The organism is Bacillus sp. RZ2MS9 (assembly GCF_001816185.2).
Taxonomy (GTDB): domain Bacteria; phylum Bacillota; class Bacilli; order Bacillales; family Bacillaceae_G; genus Bacillus_A; species Bacillus_A cereus.
The window spans coordinates 2,617,443-2,641,427 of sequence record NZ_CP049978.1 but is presented as its reverse complement, the minus strand read 5'-3'; the positions used below and the strand labels follow the sequence as shown (position 1 = coordinate 2,641,427).

Here is a 23,985-nt window from a genome sequence, read left to right as displayed (position 1 = left end):
ATGTTTTTCCATATGGTAAATTAGTTCCTTATTTATTTTATTTCATTTTCAATCGTGTAAGGCTTGGGGCTAAGGTTTACAAAGGTGACTAGTAAAAAATATAACAATATAAGTATAAGATTTTGTACTTAGTAATCTCGCGATTTAAGGCATGACATTGGATAAGTGTGGGGAGTTCAATCGATTTTGAATAAAATCAATAGTATCAGTTGCAATTTTTTTACGTTTAAGAACGATCCCGGCATGCCCACATTTATAAATATATCGTGGAGGTCTTTCCCAAGATTCCCACAAGTAGTCTGTATCCTCAGAATGCACATATAGATCATGCTTACCTGAAATTAATAAAATATTTTCTTTTTTTACTTTTGGCAATGCTTGACTCGGTTCAGTGATTTTCCAATAATCTATTAAATCATCATACGTAACACCATGATGTTCCAAGTCTTCTCTAATAAATTTACCTGGAGTTGTATTCCAAATCGAATAAGAAAGTCGATTTGCATAGAAAATGGATGCTAACACATCAATTTCTTCTTCAACAAGAGAGGTTAAGTTAGTAATAAATCCGCCTAAACTAATTCCTATTAGAATCAGGGGCCCCTTTTTATTTGCTTTAATCCATTTAATCAAAGCTCGTAAATCAGCTACCGCTTGTCTAGTTGCTTGTAATGTTCGTTCAATATTTGCACTTACCATATACTCTCCACTGAATAAGGATTGATCGGGTTTTCTTTCAAAATGATAGGGTAGAGTGAAATAATACATATTCCACTTCAGGCTGGTCATATGATCGTGGAATATTTTTTTCACACGTTCGTTAGAATCCATTCTCCAACCGTGAACAAAGATAACATGAGGTGCATTTTCATTTTTATGTAAGAATAATTCCCCAGTTACAGAGTCGTTGTGTGAATCACCGGATTGAACCGAACTTTTATAGTTGAATTGCCCAACTATGTATTCATTTTCCTGCTTTGAATGCTTAATGTCAAAATGAAAATGTGATGGTTTTACTTTATAAAAAGATTCTATGTTCTTTATATTTAATGAAGTGTTAGAAAGGGAAGTAAACTGAAACGCTACACTTCTTTTTTTGTGTAAATCATATAAGGCGTACCGATCAATGAGTTTTGAAAAAATCAAATTAACCTCCTCCAAAATACATATTGTTTAAAACATAGACAAAATTTATGTTTTAAATTAATTAGGAAATATTCTCTTTTCCTAATAGTAGGTGCTTGAATTATAAAAATAGGTGATAAATTTGCATATTATATTATAAAGCTTACAATAAATAATTTATACTAAAATTTAAGAAGTAAGTTAATATTCTTATCCTTATAAAAGAATGTTAACTTGTTTCTTTTCTTATTAAAAGATGTAATTTCTATGAGGAACTTAACAATTCCCATCTAGATATTCACAAATAGCTTCTCTATATTTATTGTATAGAAATTATACAATAAATATATTTTTTATATTATATACATTAAATTAAGCTTAACCTCTCTTTTCTATAAGTCTCTTAAATTGACTAACTCCTTACCAATATTCAAAAACGACTGCATTTTTGAATTTGTGTTCTAGTTTTTCTTGAACAGGTAAATGAATAACTACACATAAACTCCTTATATCTCTAGTTAAACTACCGATTAGCTCCATATAAACTCTAGATAACCTATATAGAATACAAGTTATCAAGGAGGTAAGAAAAATGAATTTTATGAAACGAGCAATTCTCAGTATGAAAAAAAGGATAGGAACATCATTAATTTTGATGGCAGTTTTTCTGATTGTTACAAATTTGGTTCTTTCAGGTTTCACAATCCAAAATGCATCAAAAAAAGCAGCGGATGCTGCAAGAAAAAAACTTGGTGCAGATGTTACTTTAGGTCTTGATTTCGACAAAATAGGTCAAAAAGCTAAGGAAACTGGAGAAATGCCAAATCCGCCGCAGCTCGATGCAAAAGAAACAGATCAATTAGCGAAGTCCAAGTATGTAAAAGATTATAATTACATAGCTAACACTTTCGGTATTTCTGATGGGCTTAAACTAGTAGGAGCTTCAGAAGGAGAAGAAGAAGGAAAAGGTAAAGTGGGAATGACGGCTGCGCGAGGCGGTTCAAGCTCTGGTACAGAAATAGATATGAATGCTTCTTTTATGATTGAGGGAGTTCGCAAGACTGCATTACAAGAAAGCTTTAAAAACGGAAAAAGTAAAATCATTGATGGAAAACCAATAACAGAGCAAATGAAAGATCAGAATGTAGCTTTAATGGAAAAACGATTAGCGGAATTAAACAATTTGAAAGTAGGAGACAAAGTTAAAGTACAATCAGGGGATAAGAAGGAAACTCTTGAGGTTGAAATTATCGGCATTTACGAAACAAATGAGCAAGCAATGGGTCAACAGGCTCCTCCTATTATGGATCCAGCTAATAAACTATATATGCCGCATTCAACTATGAAAAAATTAGAAGTAGACCAAGGTATAAGTAGTGGTCAAGTCGTGTATTTCTTGAATGATCCACAATATATTGATGCATTTAAAAAAGAAGCAAAAAAATCTAACATTGATTTTAATTATTATAAATTAGATGCGCATGATTCATTGTACAAGCAAATGATTGGTCCTATCGAAAATATCTCTTCGACTTCTCAAATGATTATTTATGTTGTATCGATTGCAGGTGCAATTATTTTAGGATTAATCATTATGCTATCAATTAAAGGACGTCGTAAAGAAATGGGAATTCTATTGTCTATTGGAGAGAAAAAGTGGAAATTGATAGCGCAATTCGTAGTAGAAGTAGTGTGTGTCGCTATTTTAGCATTTGGATTATCCATAACAACAGGAGCTAAAGTTTCTCAATATATCGGAGATAATTTACTTTCGAATGAAATTGCTACTGCAAGCGAAGAAACAGATACTTCGCAACATGGTACTGTAATGATGGCTGGATCTGGTGGTACTCTACAAAATCAAAAAGAAGAACCAATTGATAAAATTGATGTAAGTGTAACAGGAGAAGATGTAGGGAAAATGGGTGGAATTGGACTAGCTATTGCTATAATAGCAACGCTTCTTCCAGCATTATCTATTCTACGTTTAAACCCAAAACAAATTCTTTTAAAAGATGAATGAGGAGGCTTAATATGGAGACGATTTTACAGTTTAAAAATTTGGATTATTATTATGAAAGTAATGGGAAAAATGTAGCGATACTAGATAATGTTAACTTTTCTTTTCAAAAAGGACATTTCTACACGATTTTAGGACCATCTGGATCTGGTAAAACCACAACTCTGAGCTTAGGTTGTGGACTGGATGTCCCTAAAAATGGTTATGTACTGTATAATGGTAAAGATATTAGAAAAATTGGCTTGGATCGATACCGTAATCAAAATGTATCTGTAATTTTCCAATCTTATAATTTGATAACCTATATGACAGCTCTTCAAAATGTCTTAACAGCAATGGAAATTACGGGTGTTAAAGTGCAAAATAAAACAGCAAGAGCATTAGAATTGTTAGAAAGGGTAGGACTCACAGAAGTTGAAGCGAAACGAAACGTCCTGCAACTAAGCGGCGGACAACAACAGCGTGTAGCAATTGCTCGAGCACTATCTTGTAATGTTGATTTACTGATTGCAGACGAGCCGACAGGAAACCTCGACGAGGAAACTGCAATGGATATAATAGAACTATTTCAAGAACTTGCACATAAAGAGAATAAATGCATTATTGTTGTGACGCACTCACAGGAGGTTGCTAAAAAATCAGATCGTGCAGTGTATTTAAGTAAGAAGAAGTTGGTCGTAAATGAAATCTAATATAAACATCGTAGCTTTTTAATTCACATAATTTTCAAAATCTAGACCTTTCAAAAGCTTATATTTGATTTATAATAAAATCAAGCCATAATCAAAATGGTCTCCCTGTACTGAATGTTAAAATAGTTTGTTGTTCCCGTTTTAATAATATAATAAAAAGAACTTGTAGGATATTCTACAGGTTCTTTTTATTATAATTGGTTACCTATATCATGGGATAATCACACATAAAAAACGGGACATTACCTAGATGTATGACCTAAATATCGTCCCGTTTACCTACTCTGTATAGTTATTGCAGAATTAAACCTACAATCATAATTAAACTAAATACTATTATCCAACCAAACGCACAATAGCCAAAAATTCTAATCCATTTAGGTAATTGATGCATGTTAATTTTATTTGTGGGAACTCCTTGCATAGAAAACATCATTTTTTGATCTCTATCTCTATTATTTTGTTGTTCATACATACTATCATCACCTTTCCAGAACTATTGCGTTTATAGTATATCAGCCTAAAGAAAATTATGTACAGAATAAGAAGGGATAGCATAAATATTATGTGGTGAATTTTATAAATAAATGCATTTAATTGCCATGGTTCTAAGCGCTAATTCGTTATAAATACTGAAAAAGAGCACTACATAAATAGGACTCATTTTCTTCAAATATTAAGTTGCTGGATATAAATCAGAACCAAGGTAACGTTCTTTTATAATTTGAAGATGATGAAGCTCATGACCAGCAATAATGTATGCTAATGCACGAACTGTAACTTCAGAATTATTCGCATTTCCTCTTTGTGACCAAGCTTCTTTATCTAAGCTTCTAAGTAAATGCAGGGTAGATTGGCGAACAACTATTAAATTCCCAAGAAGATCTTGCATAGATTGCTTATCAAAAGCAGCTCTAAGAACATACATATCATCAAATGAAAAACCTGTTAATAAGTTTATACTTACTATAAAAACAAACAAACTCGTCCTATTTAAAGGAGAGTTTGTTTGTTTTTATGTTTAGATAATGGAATACTCATGCAAAATTGCACACTATGTTCCATATTTTTCATTGAATACTTTATATCTAGTGTTTCAAGAATTTGTTTAACAATATATAGCCCCAAACCATTTCCTCCAGTATTTCGATTTCTTGATTTTTCAATTCGATAAAATGGTTTGAAAATTTGTTGTAAATCTTCATCTTTAATATTGACACCTGTATTTATAATTTGCATTTTGATTTGACCTTGTTTCGAATCCTCACTTAACTTTATATAGACTTTTTCATTATGTGGTGAATACATAACCGCATTGTGTATAATATTTTTACATGCTTTTTCTAAAAGAGCACAATCTGTATAAATAGAAAGGTCAAAATCAATTTCTTTTATTATTTCGATGTTTTTTTGAGAAGCAAAAAATTCGAGATCTTTTGTAATTGTACCTATTAATTTTGAAAGATTAACTTTCTCTACTTTTAGTTTGAAGGTGTGTTGTTCTAATTTCGATACGCTTAAAATTTCACGAACTAATTGTTCCATACTTTCAATAATTTGATGATTCTTCTTTAAATATTGATCGCGATTTTGATAAGGGCCAATATTGTATATCATTCCTTCTAAGTATCCTTTCATTACAGTAAGAGGGGACTTTAATTCATGTGCTACAATCGCAAAAAACTCTCTGCGTTTTGTTTCTATTTCTCTTTCTTTTTCAATATCATTTTTTAATTGTTCATTTGCTTTTTTTAAATCAAACATAGCTTGTTGTAAGTTAATAGACATGTCATTCAAACTATTAGATAATTCTCCTAACTCATCTGTAGAGCGAACCTCAATTTTTTCGGAGAAATCTAAATTTGCCATCTTTTGTGCACCTTCATTAATATAAATAAGTGGCTTTGTAATAAACCTGGAATAAAAATAAGCACTCCCTATACCAATAACGAGCACAATGATACTAATATAGGGGAGAAAGCGTACTAAAACCTGTGAAGCTTCATCAATCGGTTGAAATGTAGCAAACACTATAAGCGTTAAATTACCATCTTGGAATTGAATTGGTTTCGTAACATTATATGAATTGCTGAGGGTACTTGCATTCTCGAATCGTGTTGCTTTAGTAACTACTGTTTTTTGCGTACCACTTTGAATAAAAGAAAATGAAGGAGAGTAAATAATTACTCCTTCTTTATTTTGAAGATAAAGCATCGCATTATTTTTTTTGGCGTATTCATCAAAAAGTGGTATCGCATCTTGAAACGTAAGATTTTTAGACTTATCAATGATTTCGTTTATCCCTGTTTGAAGTTGATCTGTTTTATATTGCTCATAAAACGTAGGGAGAAAGAAGTATAAAGTTAAATAAATCAATACTGCAAAGGATAATAAAATGAGAGATGTAGTCATAAAGAGTTTATAAGTAATTTGCTTCATTTTCATGAGTTTCACAATACTATTCATCAATTTTATAACCAATACCCTTTATTGTTTTAATATAAGGGATAGCTAATTTTTTGCGTAGGTTTTTAATATGTGTATCAATTATTCGTGTTTCTCCAAAATAATCGTAACCCCAGACTTTCTCTACGATATTTTCTCTTGTGAGTACTTTTCTCTCATTTTGAAATAGTAGTTGTAGAATTTCAAACTCTTTTGTCGTTAATATAATTTCAACGTCATTTACATATACTCTATATGCATCCACATCAATACGCACTTCTTTAAATATCAAATGATTATTTACATTTTTATCATAACTTCTTCTAAGTACAGCTTCGACTCGTCTAATCAAAACATGAAATGAAAAGGGCTTTGTTATATAATCATCGATCCCAAGGTCGAATCCTTTCATTTGATCTTCCTCTTCTTCCAACGCAGTTAGCATAATAATTGGTACGTTTGACTGACTTCGAATCATTTTAGAAACTTCAAACCCATTAAGATTGGGCATCATGACATCTAGAAGAATTAAATCAAATGATTGCTTATTAAATTGTGTCATACCCTCTAGTCCATCTGAAGCGACTATCACTGTATAATGCTGCGTCATTAAAAATTGTTTAATTAATTCCTGAATTTCTTGATCGTCCTCTACCACGAGAATATGATAGTTTTTCATAATATCACCTCTGGTAGTCATTATAGCCGTACTATCTGGAGTTTATGTGGAGATACAATAGGAACTTCATAGGACGTTTAACGTATTAGCTTCATTTTCAAGAATGTGTATTCTCCAAAAAAACATGATTAGCCATATTCCTTTTTATGAAAAAATAATTGTATGCTTGAAAAAACTTATCGTATGAAAAGCTGAACGATTTATATTTCTAAAAAACCAATGTATAATATTGGGAATTGTATGTGATTTCTTAAACTGTGTGAACATATACTTTCGCTACTTATTAGAAGGGGAAACGGAAATGAATTTCAATATAAAAAAAGCTAGCGAAATTATAGAGTGTACTTCACAAACTTTAGAGTTTTTTGCTAATTTAGTAAACGATTAAGGTGTGAACTAAGGATTATTTAAATCATGCGAGAAAGGTTGTGAAATTATTTGATGGGTTATAAAGCGATGCTGTTTGATTTAGATGATACATTACTTGATAGGGATAAAGCAGTAGAGGCATTATTTTTAATTGTTTTAGAAAAGTGTTATGAAAATGTAGATGGTGCGGCTAAAAGCAACATGTTACAGAAATTCAAAGAATACGATAAAAGAGAATATGGCATAAGTAATAAAACGACAGTTTTAGAATCATTGTTTGATGAATTCACGCCAAGGTATAGATTGCCACGCAATTACATCCAAGATTTTTGGAATAATAATTTCCCTAGATGTTTTTCAATAGACCAAAATACTATTCATTTCTTAAATCAAATAAAGAAGCACTTTAAAGTTGGAATTATAACAAATGGCTCAACTCAGAGGCAAAAAGCTAAAATATTTAACACGAATTTAAATAGGTATTTTGAAACAATCATTATTTCTGAAGAAGTGGGATTTAGTAAACCTGATAAACGTATATTCGAACTAGCATTAGATAAGCTAAATTTACAACCGGAAAATACTTTATTTGTTGGGGATGACTTAGAAAAGGATATTGCTGGTCCTCAAAATGCAAATATAAAAGGTGTGTGGTTTAACCCTCAGAAAATCAAGAATACTACCAAAATACAACCATATGCCGAGATTAACACTTTGGATAGTTTGTTAAGTTATGATACTCCACAATATTTTTATAACAAGTAAAAGTAATTCCATATATATATTCAAAAATATAAAAAAAGAGAAACTATCATTAATTTCATTGACCGTATTAGTAATAAAAAAATATATATTTACAACAAAAAATAGAGGCCATTTTAATAGCTGAAGCTAATTTAATCTATGATTAATACGAAGTTTTGTAAAACAATTTTACTTATACTGTATAAATTATAAAGGGGTGGGACTATGGAAATAAAGAAAGTAGTAATCGATGGAATCAATATTGCAGTCATTAGGAACGATAAGGTATTAATATCGGATGTTCAGTCTGCATTAGATACTATGGCAACAGTTCAATATGAGGTAGATGCGAAACATATTATTATCCATAAATCTTTAATAAGTGAAGATTTCTTTGATCTAAAAACACGGCTTGCGGGCGATATCCTTCAAAAGTTTATAAACTACAAGGTAAAGATTGCTATTGTTGGAGATTTCTCTATGTATACTAGTAAAAGCTTAAAGGATTTTATTTATGAATGTAATAAAGGAAAAGATATTTTTTACTTAGCAACTGAACAACAAGCAATTGAAAAACTAAGTACATTAAAGTAATAATTATATCCTGCTAAATTCCCCCATTTCACTTAGTTCATGATTATATACGATATAGAAGAACTGATGTTTGTGGTAAACTAAGAGATGAATAAAGGGGGAGTTTTCTTGAACAATTTTAATGATACGATCCGAGATTTAAACAATATAGTTTACAAACCTAACAATTTAATGATTACGAATCTAAAAGAAGAAAAGCAAAACGCAGAATATGCAGGATGTTTATTCCACTTAAATAACAAAACCATTCGTTTTAGAAAATCAAAAGTTACTCCTAATAAAATTGGTCAATTTGTTTCTTTTTGGGAGAAAGATGAAAATATGCGAAATAGAGCTTTCTCTTATGAAGCTGCTCCTGATTTATTAGTAATCACTTGTATTGCTGATAATAAACTAGGACAATTTATTTTTCCTAAAGAGATTCTTCTTAAAGAAAAAATATTGAGAACACAAAGTCAAACAGGGAAAATGGCAATGAGAATTTATCCTGTTTGGGATACCACTGTTAGCAATCAAGCTAAAAGGAGCCAAACGTGGCAACTTCACTATTTTGTTGATTTAAGTGATATTAATAATTTGCCTATAGATAAACTATTAAATTTATATTCGTAGCTTTTGATTTTCCCCAAAAAGAAGTAATTACAGAAAAGACATTTGTAATGACGCCTTCTATTAATTTACCTTGTGAATCGTAATTTTTGTACCGGTACAGTTAAATGAAATGTACATTGTTACAGTGCCCCTTAAAATTTACAATCAGCATATATTATTTAAACTTATAAATTTTTAAGGGGTGCTAATTATGAAAAGTTTACAAAATCAGCTTTTCACAAGATTAAATCTTAAAAAACGTAATGAAGTAACGTTTGAAGAATTACCTACTATACTCTTTTCATTTGCACACACTATACCATTTGAGAATTTAGATGTTATAGCACGAAATACGAATCAAATCTCTCTGGAAAACTTACGAGAGAAAATTTTAACTAGTTCCCGTGGTGGACTTTGCTACGAATTAAATACTCTTTTTTACTATTTCTTAAGAGACTGTGGCTATGATGTACAACTGGCATTAGGTACGGTTTATAAAAACGATATAAATGCATGGGCACTTGAGGATGGCCATATAACAATTATTTTAACTTATGATAATGTACAGTATTTAATTGATGTAGGTATAGCTTCGTTAGTACCTCTTGTTCCTGTACCTTTTACTGGTAAGTCTGTTTCTTCAAAAAATGGTTCGTACCGGGTGAGACGAAAAGATACGAGTAAGGGAAATTATGTTTTAGAAAGAATAGATACTGATGGAGAATGGAAAGTTTGTCATGCTTTTTATAAACATAATATTGATGAGATAATAGTAAACGATGTTCAAAGAAGAGTGATAGAAGATGAGAAGTCTATTTTTAATAAAGGACCAATTGCAGTAAAGTTGACGAACTCCGGTCATATTTCATTAACGAATACAAGTTTAACTGAAGCTATTCGTGGGGAAAAAACTAAGCATGAAATTACAGAAGATCAATATAAAGAGTTTTTATATACTTTATTTGCTATTAAGTTATGAATAATAAAGATAGCCGGTTCTTATTCAGAAGCGGCTATCTTTATTATTTTTGGTGTAAATGGTTTTCTTCTAATATGTTTCGGAAACTGCGGTATAGTTAGTGTTTTTAATGTTTTCTCAGCTTCTTCATATGTATGAAAAATTGGTTCTTTTCCATCATCCCCTTGTAAAACTAGCCCTTCATCTCGAATTACATATGGCATAAAACCACCCCATCTAGTAAAGAATTATGTTCTTTTGCAGCAGAATAATACGATTTAAAGTTTGATTTTCTTAATACATATAATACACTAGAACAGTACGAAAAAGTATGTACAATGAATTTTGAATGTAAAGGAAGATTATTATGTCAGTTATTGATAAATTGAAACTTAATAAGTATACAAATATGGTCGTTATTAACGAACCAAGTGATTATGACATTTTTACAGGTAAAGAAACTGCATTCTCAAAAGAACACGATGCTATCTTTATATTTGTAGAAACGCTTGATGAAATGGTGAAACAAACGAATTTTATTATTAGTAATGAAGAATTACTAATTGAAAAAGGTTACGTATTCTTCGCATATCCGAAAAAAGGTAATGCTCGTTATAGTACGTTTATTCACCGTGATGAGATGTTTCCGGCATTAAACGTTGGAGAAGATGGTTATGTGGGAGAAAGCGACATTAAATTTGCACGAATGGTAAGTATGGATGAAGTCTTTACTGTTGTAGGTTTAAAACGCGAGAAGAAAAAAACAACGAAAACATCTGCTATGAGTCAATGTGTTGCCGATTATGTAGATCGAATTAAAGATGTTGAAGCATTATTAGCTAATCATCCGAATGAACTTAAGTTTTATCAAAGTTTAACGCCTGGATATCAGAAAGATTGGGCACGTAATCTTTTTTCTGTAAAACAAGAAAAAACACGTGAAAAACGTCTAGAGAAAATGATAGAGATCCTTTCACAAGGCTATAAAACAATTGAATTATTCCGTAAGAAGAAAAAATAATGATTAAGAAAGTCACAATGCTGCAACAATTAATTGTGATGAGTACATTGAAAAAAGCATTCCTTCCATTATACTAAGGAATGTTCTTATATTTATATAATTAGCAAAAGAGAAAAGGTGTTTGAAATGAAATCGTATATTGTAGTTGGATCTGGAATTTTAGGAGCGTCTACTGCTTATCATCTTGCTAAGGCAGGTGCGAATGTTACTATCGTGGATCGCCAACAATTAGGACAAGCAACTGATGCAGGAGCAGGTATTGTATGTCCATGGCTATCGCAGCGTCGTAATAAAGCATGGTATAAAATTGTTAAAGGCGGTGCACGTTACTATTCTTCGTTAATTCAGCAATTAGAAGAAGACGGTGAAACTGACACAGGATATAATCGTGTAGGTGCAATTAGTTTACATACTGACGAGAAAAAGTTAGATCAAATGGAAGAGCGAGCTTATAAACGACGTGAAGATGCCCCAGAGATTGGTGAAATCACTCGCTTATCAGCTGAAGAAACAAAAAAATTATTCCCAGCATTATCAGACGAATATAGTTCTGTTCATATTAGTGGTGCTGCACGAGTAAATGGAAGATTATTACGCAATGCATTAATAAGTGCTGCGAAAAAACATGGTGCAACTTTAATAAAAGGCGATGCTATATTAGTCCGTGAAGGAAATCATATTACGGGAGTTACAGTAAACGATGAAACAATTTTAGCAGAAAAGGTTATTGTAACTGCAGGCGCATGGGCGAATGAAATCTTGAATCCATTAGGAATTAATTTCTTAGTTACATTCCAAAAAGGACAAATTGTTCATCTGCAAATCGAGAATACAGCAACAGAAAATATGCCAGTTGTTATGCCACCGAACGATCAATATATTTTAACGTTTGACAATGGGCATGTCGTAATTGGTGCAACACATGAGAATGATACTGGTTTCGATCATCGTGTAACAGCAGGTGGTTTACATGAAGTATTCCATAAGGCATTAGCAGTTGCACCTGGCTTAGAAAATGCTACAATGCTTGAAACGAGAGTTGGATTCAGACCATTCACACCAGGATTCTTACCTGTTATCGGACCACTACCTAACTTTGAAGGAATTCTCGTTGCGAATGGATTAGGAGCTTCGGGTTTAACAGCTGGTCCATACTTAGGAGCGGAACTTGCTAAATTAGCGCTGGGACAACCAATTGAGTTAGATTTAAATGATTATGATGTTGCTGGCGCAATTGAATAATATAGGGTACTGCTAACATTTAGGAAGAACCATGCTAAACAAATTCGACAAGGAATAAGCAGTTTTCCCTCTGTTAAGAGTAAGCCTGTTTATGAAAAATAAAATTCTTTAAAAATAGAAGGCCGACATTATAAACCTGCATTAATAATGTAGAATTGTGATGTCGGCTCTTTATTTATATTTATTTAAAACTTATTTTTTGAGAGGAGCTTAAGCAATGAGAGCGCCATATCAAGTATTGATATTTCCTTATATAAAAACTACTGATTCCATTCAATATGCTATTTTCAACCGAAGTGATTATAGTTATTGGCAAGGAATAGCTGGTGGCGGAGAAGTCGGTGAGATTCCTATTGAATCAGCAAAACGGGAAGCGTTTGAAGAGGCTGGTATTACAAGAGAATGTCCATATATACAATTAGATTCTGTGTCTTCACTACCAGTAGAGGATGTAGTTAGAGGATTCCTTTGGGGAGAAGAGGTTTATGTAATAAAAGAATTTTCTTTTGGAGTTAAAGTCCCTACAAAAAACATATCATTATCTAAAGAACACTTTAATTATAAATGGTTATGCTTTGAGGAAGCAGTAACGCTTTTGAAATGGGATAGCAACAAAACAGCATTGTGGGAATTAAACAAAAGACTATTAAAACAATAAAAGTTTTTGCTAACAAAAATAGTTGTGGAAGAAGAATTGAACCATTAACAAACCCTTGCTACACTTCTAAACAATATTTTATAGATTTGGCATGGGTAATGAACGAAGAGAACTTGCACGAAGAAAAGCCCTATACAGTTGCCTCTGAAAAAATGAAAATAGTTAGAAATATTTTTATATCGTACGGTTTTTGACTATGAATAACGAAATAAATATTAAGTATTCAACAGTTCAAATAAAACGAGTCAGCTTTTTATTTTAGGAAGAAAGATGACTCGTTTTATGCTAAAATTCGCTTAGTGTATATTTTCGTTAAAATGTGGGTGGGCCCCCTTTTAGCAAAACCGGAGTGGGAATGATGAGTATAAATAGTTTTGTGGGATTGATAAATGACGAATTATTAAAAGAGGTAAGTATAAGAAGTGAGGATGAATTCGAGCCTGTAGTAGTTAAAGATATTCCTAGACTTTGGAAGTGTTTAGGAACAGGTAATTATGCCGCAGTATTCATGCACAAAGAATACAAAGATTGGGTAGTGAAAGTTTACGTGCGAGAAGGAGAAGGAATTGAAAAAGAGTCAGAAGTATACCGAAGAATTGGAGATCATCCTTCTTATTCAAAGCTTATATATAAAGGGGAAAATTTCATAGTATTGAAACGTTTAAAAGAAATTACCTTATACGATGCTATTCATAAGGGTATTAAAATTCCTAAGCAAGTAATACTTGATATTAATGAGGCTTTAGAGTATGCGAGGGAACAAGGGTTAACTCCTTGTGATGTTCACGGGAAAAATGTGATGATGGAAAAAGGAAGGGGATATGTAGTCGATGTATCTGATTTCTTAAAAATAAAAGAAGATAGTAAGTGGAGAGATCTAGAAAAGGCATATTTCACCTTTTATTTTCCTTTCATATATAAATTGCCTTTCCCGGTTAAAATACCGTATTTTATGTTAAACATTGTTAGGCGTTCGTATAGAAAATATAAGAAGCTTAAAAAGAACTTCAAATTATAAAAGGACCATATATGTTCCTGAAAACGAGTTAAATTCACATAAATAACTTTAGAAAAATTTCAAATTTTGTTTAGGGGCTATTTCAAGACCTTAGCTTGCTGGGCATATGGTGTTACCTCAAAAAATAAAAAGATTAGGAGTAAATCCTAATCTTTTTATTTATACATATTTTTGTTAGTTATATCACTATCAATTCCAAAACGGGACATTTTGAATAAATGAAACCGTCAAAATAAGTGTTGATGCGGAACCAGCAGTTACTAAAGTTACTATTTTTCGTCCATTCTGTTCTTTTGAAGGTTTTATAAGTTCTGTAATTAACACAATCCATATTATGATAGATACTATTGAAATAATATTTATAGACATATGTAACACATCCCTTCGTGTTTTTACATAAATATTTCTTCTTTTATAAAATAAAAGCAATTTAACAAGAAAATATGTAACGCATTAAAAATCAATATTTTTCTGTTAAACCACCTTTTTTAAATAGAAATACGACTGATAAAACGATAACAACAGCCTTCAAACTGCCCCAATATGGATAAATAGCATGATCTGTTAGACTAGCATGCTGAAAAATATTCTCTAAACCGAAAATTCCTATCATGACTGCTAAAAGAAATGAAGCTGATCCATACGTCCCTTTACGATAGAGGGTAAATAAATAGACTGTGAAAATCAGTGGTAAGATGATTTGTAGTACGATTATCATAGTTCGTCCCCCAGATTATTTATAATTATATTATATACAAAATTGTAATAAAAAGGAATGCGACTTATTTGATACTAACAGAACTACTCTAATCATATTCTTCTATAAAAAAGAAGAAAAAGGGGTGTACAGTTAATTGACAAAAGTTAAAGTTAGTTTACGACCCATTGTTCATAACGTAAATTTACCAACTGTATTGAAAACAACGATACTTCCAGGTGAATCGACCGAAAGACTATTTATCGCAACTCAATTAGGGGAGATTTTTTACATAGGGGACGGAGTTATAAAGACATTTTTAGATATTCGTCACCTAATTATTAAATTAGGTACATTTGAAGAAGGTGTTTCTAGTAGCGGTTATGATGAACGCGGATTGCTTGGACTTGCGTTCCATCCACAATTTTATCAAAATAGGTTATTTTATCTTCATTATTCAGTAGCTGGAACTCAAGGGCCAGGTGCATTTTCTGAGCAATTTAAACCGAATCCTTGTGACCCTAAAACGTTAAATTTAAAGTGGTTTAATAGAAATACGCAATATGATCACATTGATACAGTGGAAGAATGGACTTTACAATCTAATGGTCAAGCTCAAAAACGACGAACATTACTGAATGTAAGAAGACCATTTTTTAATCATAACGGAGTCAATAGTTTAAACTTTTCACCTGAGACTGGAAAACTTGTTTTTACAAATGGAGATGGCGGATCAGGTTATGATCCATTTAATTTAAGCCAAGATGATTTAGAAATAGCAGGAAAAATAATTGAAATCGATGTAAGTAAAAATACATTTATAAATAACCCTCCTGTAGTTACACGCTTTAATGAACTTCCTTTATCTATACAAGAAACACTTACAGTAATTGCAAAAGGAGTACGTAATATAACTGGCATTTCATTTCAAAGGTTTTATAATCAATATATCAAATACGCCGGAAATGTCGGACAAGATATTGTAGAGTCTATTTTTTCATTTGTTCAATATAAACCTATACCGGTAACAGAACTTGTTCAAATGCATTTTATGAGGTTAACTCTCAATCAAGATGGGTTTATCAATTTTGGGTGGCGAGGATGGGAAGGGGATTTGCCTACTTCTTTTATACGACATTGCTCTGAGAATCAGACTTTGGATGAGAGAACAATGGTTTATTATGATGAAACAATACAAACTTCAGTGAAGCGTATTCTGCCTCTACTTAGTTATTTTCATAAAGATTCTAGAACAGATAAGTTTGGAGGAACTTCACTTACAGGAGTTCAGCCATATATGGGAAATGCAATTCCAAATTTAACAGGTAGCGTTGTTTTTACTGACCTTGCCAAGAAAGGAGAATCTCAGTCTCCAGTTAAGGGTGTTTTAGCCTATACTAGAGCAGGTACAGACGGTAAACATGCTGACTTTTATGCTATTGAAACCAATTATGATTTTGGTACGCAACCAGCTTATTATATGAGTTTAGGAACAAATTCGGATCAAACTAAATTATATTTAGGAGTTTACAGTTCTATGAAAGTAACTGATTTTAACAAAGGTACCATTTTTGAAATTATTCCTTGATACGATATAAATTCTCAGTTTAAAAACATAAAGAGTTTATTCTGCTTCCAAAACGCACAACTTGACTTGTCCCCCTAAAAATCTTCAATCTATAAGTATCTATTATATAGTGATTTATAACTAGTAGAAAGCAACTCATAAACCATAAGTGTATGAATAATATAGAAAGTAATGAATGTGGTATCTTTAGGGGGTATTTTAATGAATTGGTTTGTACGTTATTGGTATCAACTGATGATAGAACATGATACGAGCTTTGTTCATAAAAGAAAATTGTCCCTTGCGAATAAGTTAGTATTTACAGCTTTGATGAGTGCATTGGCCACCATGTTTCAAGCAGCTGGGAACTTAGTTCCTGGTATAGGTTTGCTCATTAGTCCATTTTCGACATTACCGATTTTTTTTGCTATTTTCTATTCTATTCGTGAGGGAATACTTTCTTATATTCTTACTATTTTTCTATTATTTATTATTGAGCCCAGTGAACTAATTGTCTTTCCTTTTACTACAGGCTTATTAGGTCTAGCCTTAGGAGTATCCTTTTTAAAATTAAAGAGGAGAATTTGGATTGTTTCTTTTTCAGCAACTTGTCTACTTATAGGTATTATGATCGTTCTCGATGTTTTCCATTTTCCGGTACTTGGTCCTGCTGTTCATACAACTATGGATATAAAAATTATTTTATCAATATTTATAATGAGCTTTCTATACTGTTGGATTTATGCAGGTTTTTGCAGAATAATGATGAATAGATTATATAAAGTGTTGTATTGACAATGGCATAATGAGGATTGGAGATTGAATTCATGACTAACGTTGCAGTTAGAAGACCGAATTTGAATGATGTAGATGAACTATATTTATTTTTCCGTATAGTTATTACGAATACATACAAAAATGAAGGATTGTCACAATTATTAGATGACATAGAAAATGAAATTAACTCAAAAAAGCAGTATTTGAAAAGTGACTTTGATAGTAACGGAGAAAGTCGTTACTTTTTATTAGCAATTGATACAAGTAACGATAAAATCATTGGAACAATCGAAATCGGTCCAGCAAGTACATTGATTAATAGTTGTACAGGTGGTGTACTTAAAAATTTGTATGAAATAGGAACTGTATTCATACTTCCGGAGTATCAGAGAAAGGGAATAGGGAGTTTATTACTACATACAATGTTTCTTACATTACTTAGCAGAGGGATAACAGAATATTGTTTAGATAGTGGATATAAAAATGCGCAAAGTATATGGATGAAAAAGTTTGGAAAACCTAGCTATGTATTGAAAGATTACTGGGGAGAATCCAGTGATCATATGATTTGGAAGAAAAGTTTACATGATACACCTATAATATTTGAATTATAAAATGAAATATGCCTCTGAACATAGCTTTTCTTACTTATGTATGCTATTATTTATCTTTATAATAAAAGAGGACGTGAATGAACTTGATTAAAATTAATATTCCTGAAGCTGATGTTTCAATTACTGAACGTAAACAAGTTATTAAAGGAGACGAGCCAATCATTACTCCAATTAATGGATTTATTGATTTCCACTTGTTCCCTAGAGATAAAGGCGGCATTTTTATGTTTTACAATATTAATGACGAACTTCTTTTCGTAGGTAAAGCTCGTAAAATTAGACAACGTATTAAGAAGCATTTTGAAGATAATGTTTCACCAATTAAAAATCACCGTGATGAAGTATACCGCATTGATGCATGTATCGTAGAAGATCCAACAGAAAGAGAAATTTACGAAACATATATCATTAATGAATACAAAGCGAAATATAACGTTGATAAAGTATTCTACAAATAATCAACATTAATAAAAAGCAATCCTAGCTAATATGCAAGGATTGTTTTTTATTTAGATTTATTCTTCATATCTTTCTCCTTTTTTCAAATGATTAGCAGCAACAAAACAGATTACACCTATAAATATAAGTACAATACCAACCGTTTTATGTTTTCCCTCAAAGAAAGGAATATCTGAAATAACATTTGTCATACATAGTCCTAAAAATACAAGGATAGGGCCCACCCAAAGTAATACATTACCGAATTTTGTGTGCTTCCACATAATAACCCTCCTTAACTCTCTTTACATATATATCCATAAATAAAAAGTAAATTCATAGAGAAATATAGTTTTTTTCATATCGAAAATTTAACCCTCATATATTGGTACAAGCAAAAGAGAAAGGAGACCATCATGAATTGGTTAGAAGCTTTCATACTAGGTATAATTCAAGGTTTAACAGAATTTTTACCAATCAGTAGTACCGGACATCTTTATTTAGGAAGGCATTTGTTCCGATTAGATGAGGCTGGCTTATTTTTAGATACGATGCTGCATATTGGGACTTTACTTGCGGTTTTTATTTATTACAAAAAAGAATTTATATATTTAATTAAAAACCCATTTTCAAAGCTCATGTTATTACTTATCGTTGGGACAATACCCGCAGTTGTAATTGGTTTATTGTTTAAAGATTTCTTTGAAGATATTTCAAAAACAGGAATCACGATCGGTTGGGAGTTTTTAGTGACCGGATTCTTTCTCTACATGGCAGATAAACAAAAGAATGGTCGTAAAAAAATGGATGACATAACATATAAAGACGCATTAATTATCGGTTCATTTCAAGCTGCTGCTATTTTTCCAGCCATTTCCCGTTCTGGAATGACAATTGTCGCTGCATTATGGAGAAAATTAGACCGTGAAACTGCTGCTTACTTTTCTTTTTTACTATCGACACCAGCCATCGTTGGAGCTATCATTTTGCAATTTGTAGACGTTTTTCAAGGGAAAGCAGAATCTATTTCTAGTACATCTTTAATTGTCGGAACGTTATCAGCAGCGTTTTTTGGATACATAGCCGTTTCATGGATGATTCAATATTTAAAACGTCACTCCTTAAAAGTATTCGCGTATTACGTATGGGGATTAGGTATTTTAATTTTAATGTTGCAATTTACTGATGTATTTTAAGTATAATGATAAAGAAGTTAATTAGTTTAAGATCCTGTTTCATTCATACAAGGCAGGATCTCTTTTTATTAAGGGGGAAAATATGTTTAATAAGGCTATCGTTATTGGTGGAAGTATGGCAGGAAAGTTTGCAGCAAAAGCATTATCAACTTCTTTTAAAGAAGTAATCATTATAGAAGCTGATGAAAGGTGGGATGGAAAGTCTTCGAGAAAAAGAGTTCCACAAAGTAATCATCCTCACGTGTTATTAAAAGGTGGAGAAAACGCAATTGAAGAATTGTTTCCTAATATTACGAATGAATTAATAGAAGCGGGTAGTATTATAAACAACTTTACGCGTGATTTGAAATGGCATCAATTCGGTCTATGGAAACAACCGTTCATAGGGGAAGTACATATGATTCAACAAAGTCGTCCTTTGCTAGAATGGCATATTCAAAAACGAATACATCAAATTTCAAATATTACTATTAAATATGAAACATTGGTTAAAGGGTTATTGGTAGATGCAAAGCTTAACAAAGTGTGTGGAGTAAAAGTTAAATATTTAGAGACAAACACACAAGAAGAAGTTCATGCGGATCTTGTAGTTGATGCGAGTGGATTTGGCTCAAAAAGTATAGAGTGGCTACGAGAATACGAAATTAAAGTACAAGAAGAGAAAGTTCGTATTGATTTATTTTACGCAACGAAAATGTTCAAACTTAAAGAAAATGAGGAGTTAGATTGTTGTAATATGCTAATGTCTCCTAGTTTCCCTGATAACCCTTATGGCGTTCTTATTCAAACGATAGAAGATAATCGTTATTTTGTTACTTTTAGTGGATACGCAAATGAGAAAGCACCACAAACAGATGATGAGTTTTATGATTTTGCTGAAAATCTATCAATTTCTAATGTTACAGACTTCTTAAATAAGGCTGAGGGAATTACTGATATAAAGACATACAAAATTCCTTATCAAGTACGCCGGCGATTTGATTTAGTGAATAATGTACCAGAAGGATTATTAGTTATTGGAGATGCGCAATGTCGTTTTGATCCCGTTTTCGGCCAAGGCGTATCAGTTGCTGCTATGGAGGCTCACCAATTGCAATTACTTTTGCAAGATAGAAAACAACTTGATAAAACATTTACACAACAATTTTATAAAAAGGCAGCTACTATAATAGAAACTCCTTGGGATATGACAACAACAGAAATATCACGTCACCCGCAACTAAAGAGAGAATTAACTACAAAACAAAAATTTCAACTATGGTATACGAAGCAAATATATCGACTATCCGCAAGTAATTCTGATGTTTATATTCGGTTAGTACGAGTGATGAATTTAATTCGTAGTCCATTTCATCTCTTTCATCCGAAAGTGCTACTATCTGTATTACTTAATCGAAAGAAATAGCAGGAATATAATTGATTAAAAAAGAATGTATAACAGTTAGTAAATCAAGAAGGAGAATACGGGATGGAAATATACATAGAGCAACTAAAGAAACAAGATGCTAAGGATTTATTTACGTTTGAACTTACAAATAAATCTTTTTTTGAAACAATGGTACCAAATCGTGGCTCGAAATATTTTGAATTTGAATATTTCCAAAAACTACTAGACGATTTATTAATTGAACAGGCAGATGGAGATTCTTATTTTTATTTAATTCGTAATGAAGAAAAAGAAATTGTAGGGCGAATCAATTTAGTAGATATAGATACGGAAACTCGAATTAGTTCGCTCGGGTATCGTGTCGGAGAAAAATTCACTAAAAAAGGAGTTGCAACAGCAGCCGTAAAATTAATTTTAGATGTAGCGAAAAATAATGAAATTACTGAAGTTCATGCTAAAACAACGACTAATAATCTCGCATCACAAATTGTACTAGAAAAAAGCGGATTTTCTTCTTATCAAAACGAATCAGATATAACATCTGTAGAATTAAATGGAGAACATGTGAAGTTTGTACACTATATTTGGAGAAATACTTCGCACTTATAATAAGGAGGACTTATTCATGAATGATTTACGTTATCCAATTGGCCAATTTACATACAAACGTCCTATAACTGAAGAAATGATTGATACATGGATTCAAGAAATTGAAGATTTACCTAATGAACTAACAAAGGCAATTAAAGATTTAGATCAGAAGCAGTTAGATACACCATATCGCGTTGGAGGTTGGACTGTACGTCAAGTAGTTCATCACGTCGTTGATAGCCATATGAATAGCTACATACGCTTTAAATTAGCACTGACAGAAAAGAATCCAACTATTAAGCCGTATAAAGAAGAGAAGTGGGCAGAGTTACCTGATTCAAAATTACCGGTAGATGTTTCACTAGTAATGCTAGATTCATTACATAAAAGATGGGTTAATCTTTTATATTCTCTAGAAATTGAAGATTTAGAAAAGACATTTAACCATCCTGAAACTGGTGAAACAAAACTTGCTGTTGCAATAGGACTATATGCATGGCATGGTCGTCACCATACCGCTCATATTACTTCTTTAAGAAAGCGTCTAAATTGGTAACATGGAGATTATATTAGAAAAGGTGACAGAAACTGATGCAGAAGTTATATTTCAAATGCAAATAGACTCATTTAGCTCTTTATTACATAAATATAAAGACTATGAAACAAATCCAGCAAATGAAACTATTGAAAAAACTATTTTTAGAATAAATAATCCCAGCAGTAATTTTTATAAGGTGATAATAGATTCGAAACTTGTTGGAGCGATATGTATATCCGCAAAAGAACTACCTTATAAATTTTGGATTAGTCCAATGTTTATTCATCCAATCTATCAAGGGAAAGGAATTGCTCAGAAGGTACTTATTTTAATTGAAGAAATGTTTCCAGAAGCACGAAGTTTTGAACTTGCTACGATTTTAGAAGAAGAAAGAAATTGTTTTCTATACGAGAAAATGGGGTATAAAAGAACAAAAGTAATAAAGAAATTAAATGATAAAACTACACTTGTTTATTACAAAAAAGAAAGGTAAAGCATTTAAAATACGCTTTACCTTTTTATGTTATTTTAGATTAAATATACAAAAATAATGTATGTTCTTCCAAAATGCTCGGGTTAGTAATTTCGAAAATGAATAAAGATTCAAAAACCACTACTTTGTCGTAAAGGTTACTAGCGCTTTTTGAATGCTTAAAATACTATCGTCACCTTTAAATTCTTTCGTAATTGGTTCCTCCATACTAGACACCCAAATTTTAAGTTCTGCATCTAAATCAAAATGCCCAGCCGTTTCGATGCTATATTGTGTAATACTTTTATAAGGAATAGAATGGTATTCTGTTTTTTTGCCAGTTACTCCTTGTTTATCTACTAATATAAGACGACGATTTGTAAATACGATTAGATCACGAATTAATTTATAAGCATGCTCTACTTTTTCATCGTCTAGCATAATCTTCTCTAAATCACGTTCTACACTTTCAGAACTCGTATTTGATGCATTTCCTAAAATACCGCTAAATAAACCCATATTAAATTCCTCCTTTAATATATGTGGAATGAATTACTTATATTGTAACATGTTACTCACAAAGATATTATCACATTACTTTAGTAGTTTCTGGTTATTGTTGTAATTAGTTTATATAACCTCATCTTAAAATCTTATGCTAATATGAAATTAAGAAAAAAGAAGCAGAGGGATATAGAATGAAGAATATCGGTTTAGTATTAGAGGGCGGAGGAATGAAAGGTTTATATACTGCAGGTGTACTCGAATATTTCATGGAAAAGAACTTATTCTTTCCATATGTAGTCGGCGTATCAGCTGGAGCCTGTATGGGAGCAACCTATTTGTCGCGTCAACAAGGGAGAAATAAGAAAGTAAATACAGAGCTAGTATCAGATTACAGGTATATATCTTATCGAAATTTAATTCGAAAACGCGAATTATTTGGAATGGACTTTTTATTTGATGAAGTACCTAATAAAATTGTTCCATTTGATTTTCAAACTTTCTTAAACTGTAATGAACAATTTGTTATAGGGACGACTGATTGCGAATCAGGACAAGCTGTTTATTATAATAAAACAGAACATGGAAATGATATTTTAAAAATCATCCGTGCATCCAGCTCTGTGCCGTTTATAGCACCTGCTGTAGAATATGATAATCGAAAATTACTAGATGGAGGAATTATAGATCCTATACCAGTTTTAAAAGCTCAAACTGATGGTTATGAAAAGAACGTTGTAATTATGACAAAGCCAGAAGGATACGAGAAGCAGCGAAATAAATTTTCTGGTCTAGCTAAAATTCTATATAGAAAATATCCGAAAATCGCAGAGAATTTAGTAGACCATTATCGTTTTTATAACGAGACGATATCTTATATGAATCAAGAAGAACAAAAAGATAATTTTTATGTAATTCAACCAAGTGTACAGCTTCCTATAAGCGGAATAGAAAGAAATAAGGAAAAGCTCGTTAATCTATATAATCTTGGGTATATCGATGCTCAATATCATTATGAAAACTTATTAAATTGGCTAGAGAAATAAAG

General features: G+C 31.6%; 29 protein-coding genes and 1 pseudogene. 20 read left to right on the top strand and 10 right to left on the bottom strand.

Features of this window, described 5'->3' with window-relative positions:
* Window positions 1–144 precede the first annotated feature (144 nt).
* Complete coding sequence (locus BHV55_RS13520) at window positions 145–1,146, bottom strand: alpha/beta hydrolase (RefSeq protein WP_070757840.1); 1,002 nt, start codon at window positions 1,144–1,146, stop codon at window positions 145–147.
* 571 nt (window positions 1,147–1,717) lie between these two features.
* Between BHV55_RS13520 and BHV55_RS13515 the strand changes: the two genes are divergently transcribed.
* On the top strand, window positions 1,718–3,148 hold the full coding sequence (locus BHV55_RS13515; protein ID WP_070757838.1) for an ABC transporter permease: 1,431 nt from the start codon (window positions 1,718–1,720) through the stop codon (window positions 3,146–3,148).
* Window positions 3,149–3,159: 11 nt separating this feature from the next.
* Window positions 3,160–3,837 carry an ABC transporter ATP-binding protein gene (locus BHV55_RS13510; RefSeq protein ID WP_000447855.1) on the top strand — a complete coding sequence of 226 codons (678 nt, stop codon included), beginning with the start codon at window positions 3,160–3,162 and terminating at the stop codon, window positions 3,835–3,837.
* A gap of 292 nt (window positions 3,838–4,129) precedes the next feature.
* Here BHV55_RS13510 and BHV55_RS13505 read toward each other — a convergent pair whose 3' ends face one another.
* The 4 genes and pseudogenes from BHV55_RS13505 to BHV55_RS13490 all read right to left on the bottom strand — a co-directional run bounded on the left by BHV55_RS13505 (window position 4,130) and on the right by BHV55_RS13490 (window position 6,961).
* Window positions 4,130–4,312, bottom strand: a complete 183-nt coding sequence (locus BHV55_RS13505) for a hypothetical protein (RefSeq protein ID WP_000273232.1) — start codon at window positions 4,310–4,312, stop codon at window positions 4,130–4,132.
* Window positions 4,313–4,513: 201 nt separating this feature from the next.
* A pseudogene (locus BHV55_RS13500) lies at window positions 4,514–4,789 on the bottom strand (DinB family protein); the annotation flags it as partial.
* A 41-nt stretch (window positions 4,790–4,830) separates the two neighbouring features.
* Window positions 4,831–6,282 carry a sensor histidine kinase gene (locus tag BHV55_RS13495; RefSeq protein ID WP_070757976.1) on the bottom strand — a complete coding sequence of 484 codons (1,452 nt, stop codon included), beginning with the start codon at window positions 6,280–6,282 and terminating at the stop codon, window positions 4,831–4,833.
* A 13-nt stretch (window positions 6,283–6,295) separates the two neighbouring features.
* Complete coding sequence (locus BHV55_RS13490; RefSeq protein WP_000800726.1) at window positions 6,296–6,961, bottom strand: response regulator transcription factor; 666 nt, start codon at window positions 6,959–6,961, stop codon at window positions 6,296–6,298.
* Between the two features lie 441 nt (window positions 6,962–7,402).
* On the opposite strand from BHV55_RS13490, the gene BHV55_RS13485 reads away from it, so the two are divergent.
* The 4 genes from BHV55_RS13485 to BHV55_RS13470 all read left to right on the top strand — a co-directional run bounded on the left by BHV55_RS13485 (window position 7,403) and on the right by BHV55_RS13470 (window position 10,238).
* On the top strand, window positions 7,403–8,095 hold the full coding sequence (locus BHV55_RS13485; RefSeq protein ID WP_070757836.1) for an HAD family hydrolase: 693 nt from the start codon (window positions 7,403–7,405) through the stop codon (window positions 8,093–8,095).
* A 204-nt stretch (window positions 8,096–8,299) separates the two neighbouring features.
* Complete coding sequence (locus BHV55_RS13480; protein ID WP_000403462.1) at window positions 8,300–8,668, top strand: DUF4180 domain-containing protein; 369 nt, start codon at window positions 8,300–8,302, stop codon at window positions 8,666–8,668.
* Between the two features lie 108 nt (window positions 8,669–8,776).
* Window positions 8,777–9,280 (top strand): MepB family protein, encoded by a 504-nt coding sequence (locus BHV55_RS13475; RefSeq protein WP_001058767.1) that lies wholly within the window; start codon window positions 8,777–8,779, stop codon window positions 9,278–9,280.
* A 190-nt stretch (window positions 9,281–9,470) separates the two neighbouring features.
* Window positions 9,471–10,238 (top strand): arylamine N-acetyltransferase family protein, encoded by a 768-nt coding sequence (locus BHV55_RS13470; protein ID WP_070757834.1) that lies wholly within the window; start codon window positions 9,471–9,473, stop codon window positions 10,236–10,238.
* A gap of 20 nt (window positions 10,239–10,258) precedes the next feature.
* Here the strand turns inward: BHV55_RS13470 and BHV55_RS13465 are convergent, their stop codons facing one another.
* Window positions 10,259–10,441 carry a hypothetical protein gene (locus tag BHV55_RS13465; RefSeq protein ID WP_001147161.1) on the bottom strand — a complete coding sequence of 61 codons (183 nt, stop codon included), beginning with the start codon at window positions 10,439–10,441 and terminating at the stop codon, window positions 10,259–10,261.
* A gap of 143 nt (window positions 10,442–10,584) precedes the next feature.
* Between BHV55_RS13465 and BHV55_RS13460 the strand changes: the two genes are divergently transcribed.
* The 4 genes from BHV55_RS13460 (at window position 10,585) to BHV55_RS13445 (ending at window position 14,156) form a co-directional block, all read left to right on the top strand.
* A complete protein-coding gene (locus tag BHV55_RS13460; protein WP_070757832.1) occupies window positions 10,585–11,238 on the top strand; it encodes a YdeI/OmpD-associated family protein in 654 nt (217 codons plus the stop codon).
* A 126-nt stretch (window positions 11,239–11,364) separates the two neighbouring features.
* Complete coding sequence (locus BHV55_RS13455) at window positions 11,365–12,480, top strand: NAD(P)/FAD-dependent oxidoreductase (RefSeq protein ID WP_000844389.1); 1,116 nt, start codon at window positions 11,365–11,367, stop codon at window positions 12,478–12,480.
* A gap of 217 nt (window positions 12,481–12,697) precedes the next feature.
* Window positions 12,698–13,138, top strand: a complete 441-nt coding sequence (locus tag BHV55_RS13450; RefSeq protein ID WP_001202618.1) for an NUDIX hydrolase — start codon at window positions 12,698–12,700, stop codon at window positions 13,136–13,138.
* Window positions 13,139–13,496: 358 nt separating this feature from the next.
* Window positions 13,497–14,156 (top strand): protein kinase family protein, encoded by a 660-nt coding sequence (locus tag BHV55_RS13445; protein ID WP_000026533.1) that lies wholly within the window; start codon window positions 13,497–13,499, stop codon window positions 14,154–14,156.
* A gap of 189 nt (window positions 14,157–14,345) precedes the next feature.
* On the opposite strand, the gene BHV55_RS13440 is transcribed toward BHV55_RS13445, so the two are convergent.
* Window positions 14,346–14,525 carry a hypothetical protein gene (locus BHV55_RS13440; protein WP_000026326.1) on the bottom strand — a complete coding sequence of 60 codons (180 nt, stop codon included), beginning with the start codon at window positions 14,523–14,525 and terminating at the stop codon, window positions 14,346–14,348.
* A gap of 91 nt (window positions 14,526–14,616) precedes the next feature.
* A complete protein-coding gene (locus BHV55_RS13435) occupies window positions 14,617–14,874 on the bottom strand; it encodes a hypothetical protein (protein ID WP_000587708.1) in 258 nt (85 codons plus the stop codon).
* A gap of 136 nt (window positions 14,875–15,010) precedes the next feature.
* On the opposite strand from BHV55_RS13435, the gene BHV55_RS13430 reads away from it, so the two are divergent.
* The 4 genes from BHV55_RS13430 (at window position 15,011) to BHV55_RS13415 (ending at window position 18,269) form a co-directional block, all read left to right on the top strand.
* On the top strand, window positions 15,011–16,441 hold the full coding sequence (locus tag BHV55_RS13430; protein ID WP_070757830.1) for a PQQ-dependent sugar dehydrogenase: 1,431 nt from the start codon (window positions 15,011–15,013) through the stop codon (window positions 16,439–16,441).
* Between the two features lie 201 nt (window positions 16,442–16,642).
* On the top strand, window positions 16,643–17,215 hold the full coding sequence (locus BHV55_RS13425) for a YybS family protein (RefSeq protein ID WP_001103992.1): 573 nt from the start codon (window positions 16,643–16,645) through the stop codon (window positions 17,213–17,215).
* A gap of 32 nt (window positions 17,216–17,247) precedes the next feature.
* A complete protein-coding gene (locus tag BHV55_RS13420; protein ID WP_000185961.1) occupies window positions 17,248–17,811 on the top strand; it encodes a GNAT family N-acetyltransferase in 564 nt (187 codons plus the stop codon).
* Window positions 17,812–17,888: 77 nt separating this feature from the next.
* Entirely contained in the window at window positions 17,889–18,269 is a 381-nt protein-coding gene (locus BHV55_RS13415; RefSeq protein ID WP_001048941.1) for a nucleotide excision repair endonuclease, read from the top strand.
* Between the two features lie 57 nt (window positions 18,270–18,326).
* Here the strand turns inward: BHV55_RS13415 and BHV55_RS13410 are convergent, their stop codons facing one another.
* Window positions 18,327–18,533, bottom strand: coding sequence for a hypothetical protein (locus tag BHV55_RS13410; protein WP_000265477.1), 207 nt, complete (start codon window positions 18,531–18,533; stop codon window positions 18,327–18,329).
* 132 nt (window positions 18,534–18,665) lie between these two features.
* On the opposite strand from BHV55_RS13410, the gene BHV55_RS13405 reads away from it, so the two are divergent.
* From BHV55_RS13405 to BHV55_RS13385, 5 genes are all read left to right on the top strand, one after another.
* Window positions 18,666–19,445, top strand: a complete 780-nt coding sequence (locus BHV55_RS13405; RefSeq protein ID WP_001104298.1) for an undecaprenyl-diphosphate phosphatase — start codon at window positions 18,666–18,668, stop codon at window positions 19,443–19,445.
* A gap of 82 nt (window positions 19,446–19,527) precedes the next feature.
* On the top strand, window positions 19,528–20,850 hold the full coding sequence (locus tag BHV55_RS13400) for an FAD-dependent oxidoreductase (RefSeq protein ID WP_000482044.1): 1,323 nt from the start codon (window positions 19,528–19,530) through the stop codon (window positions 20,848–20,850).
* 63 nt (window positions 20,851–20,913) lie between these two features.
* Window positions 20,914–21,441 carry a GNAT family N-acetyltransferase gene (locus BHV55_RS13395; protein ID WP_000409242.1) on the top strand — a complete coding sequence of 176 codons (528 nt, stop codon included), beginning with the start codon at window positions 20,914–20,916 and terminating at the stop codon, window positions 21,439–21,441.
* 16 nt (window positions 21,442–21,457) lie between these two features.
* Window positions 21,458–21,979 (top strand): YfiT family bacillithiol transferase, encoded by a 522-nt coding sequence (locus BHV55_RS13390; RefSeq protein WP_000999070.1) that lies wholly within the window; start codon window positions 21,458–21,460, stop codon window positions 21,977–21,979.
* A gap of 1 nt (window position 21,980) precedes the next feature.
* Window positions 21,981–22,454: a GNAT family N-acetyltransferase gene (locus BHV55_RS13385; protein WP_070757828.1), complete on the top strand. Its 474-nt coding sequence runs from the start codon at window positions 21,981–21,983 to the stop codon at window positions 22,452–22,454.
* Window positions 22,455–22,574: 120 nt separating this feature from the next.
* Here the strand turns inward: BHV55_RS13385 and BHV55_RS13380 are convergent, their stop codons facing one another.
* Entirely contained in the window at window positions 22,575–22,952 is a 378-nt protein-coding gene (locus BHV55_RS13380; protein ID WP_000522476.1) for a PH domain-containing protein, read from the bottom strand.
* A gap of 179 nt (window positions 22,953–23,131) precedes the next feature.
* Here BHV55_RS13380 and BHV55_RS13375 point away from each other — a divergent pair, with 179 nt between their 5' ends.
* On the top strand, window positions 23,132–23,983 hold the full coding sequence (locus BHV55_RS13375; RefSeq protein WP_000789291.1) for a patatin-like phospholipase family protein: 852 nt from the start codon (window positions 23,132–23,134) through the stop codon (window positions 23,981–23,983).
* Window positions 23,984–23,985 lie beyond the last annotated feature (2 nt).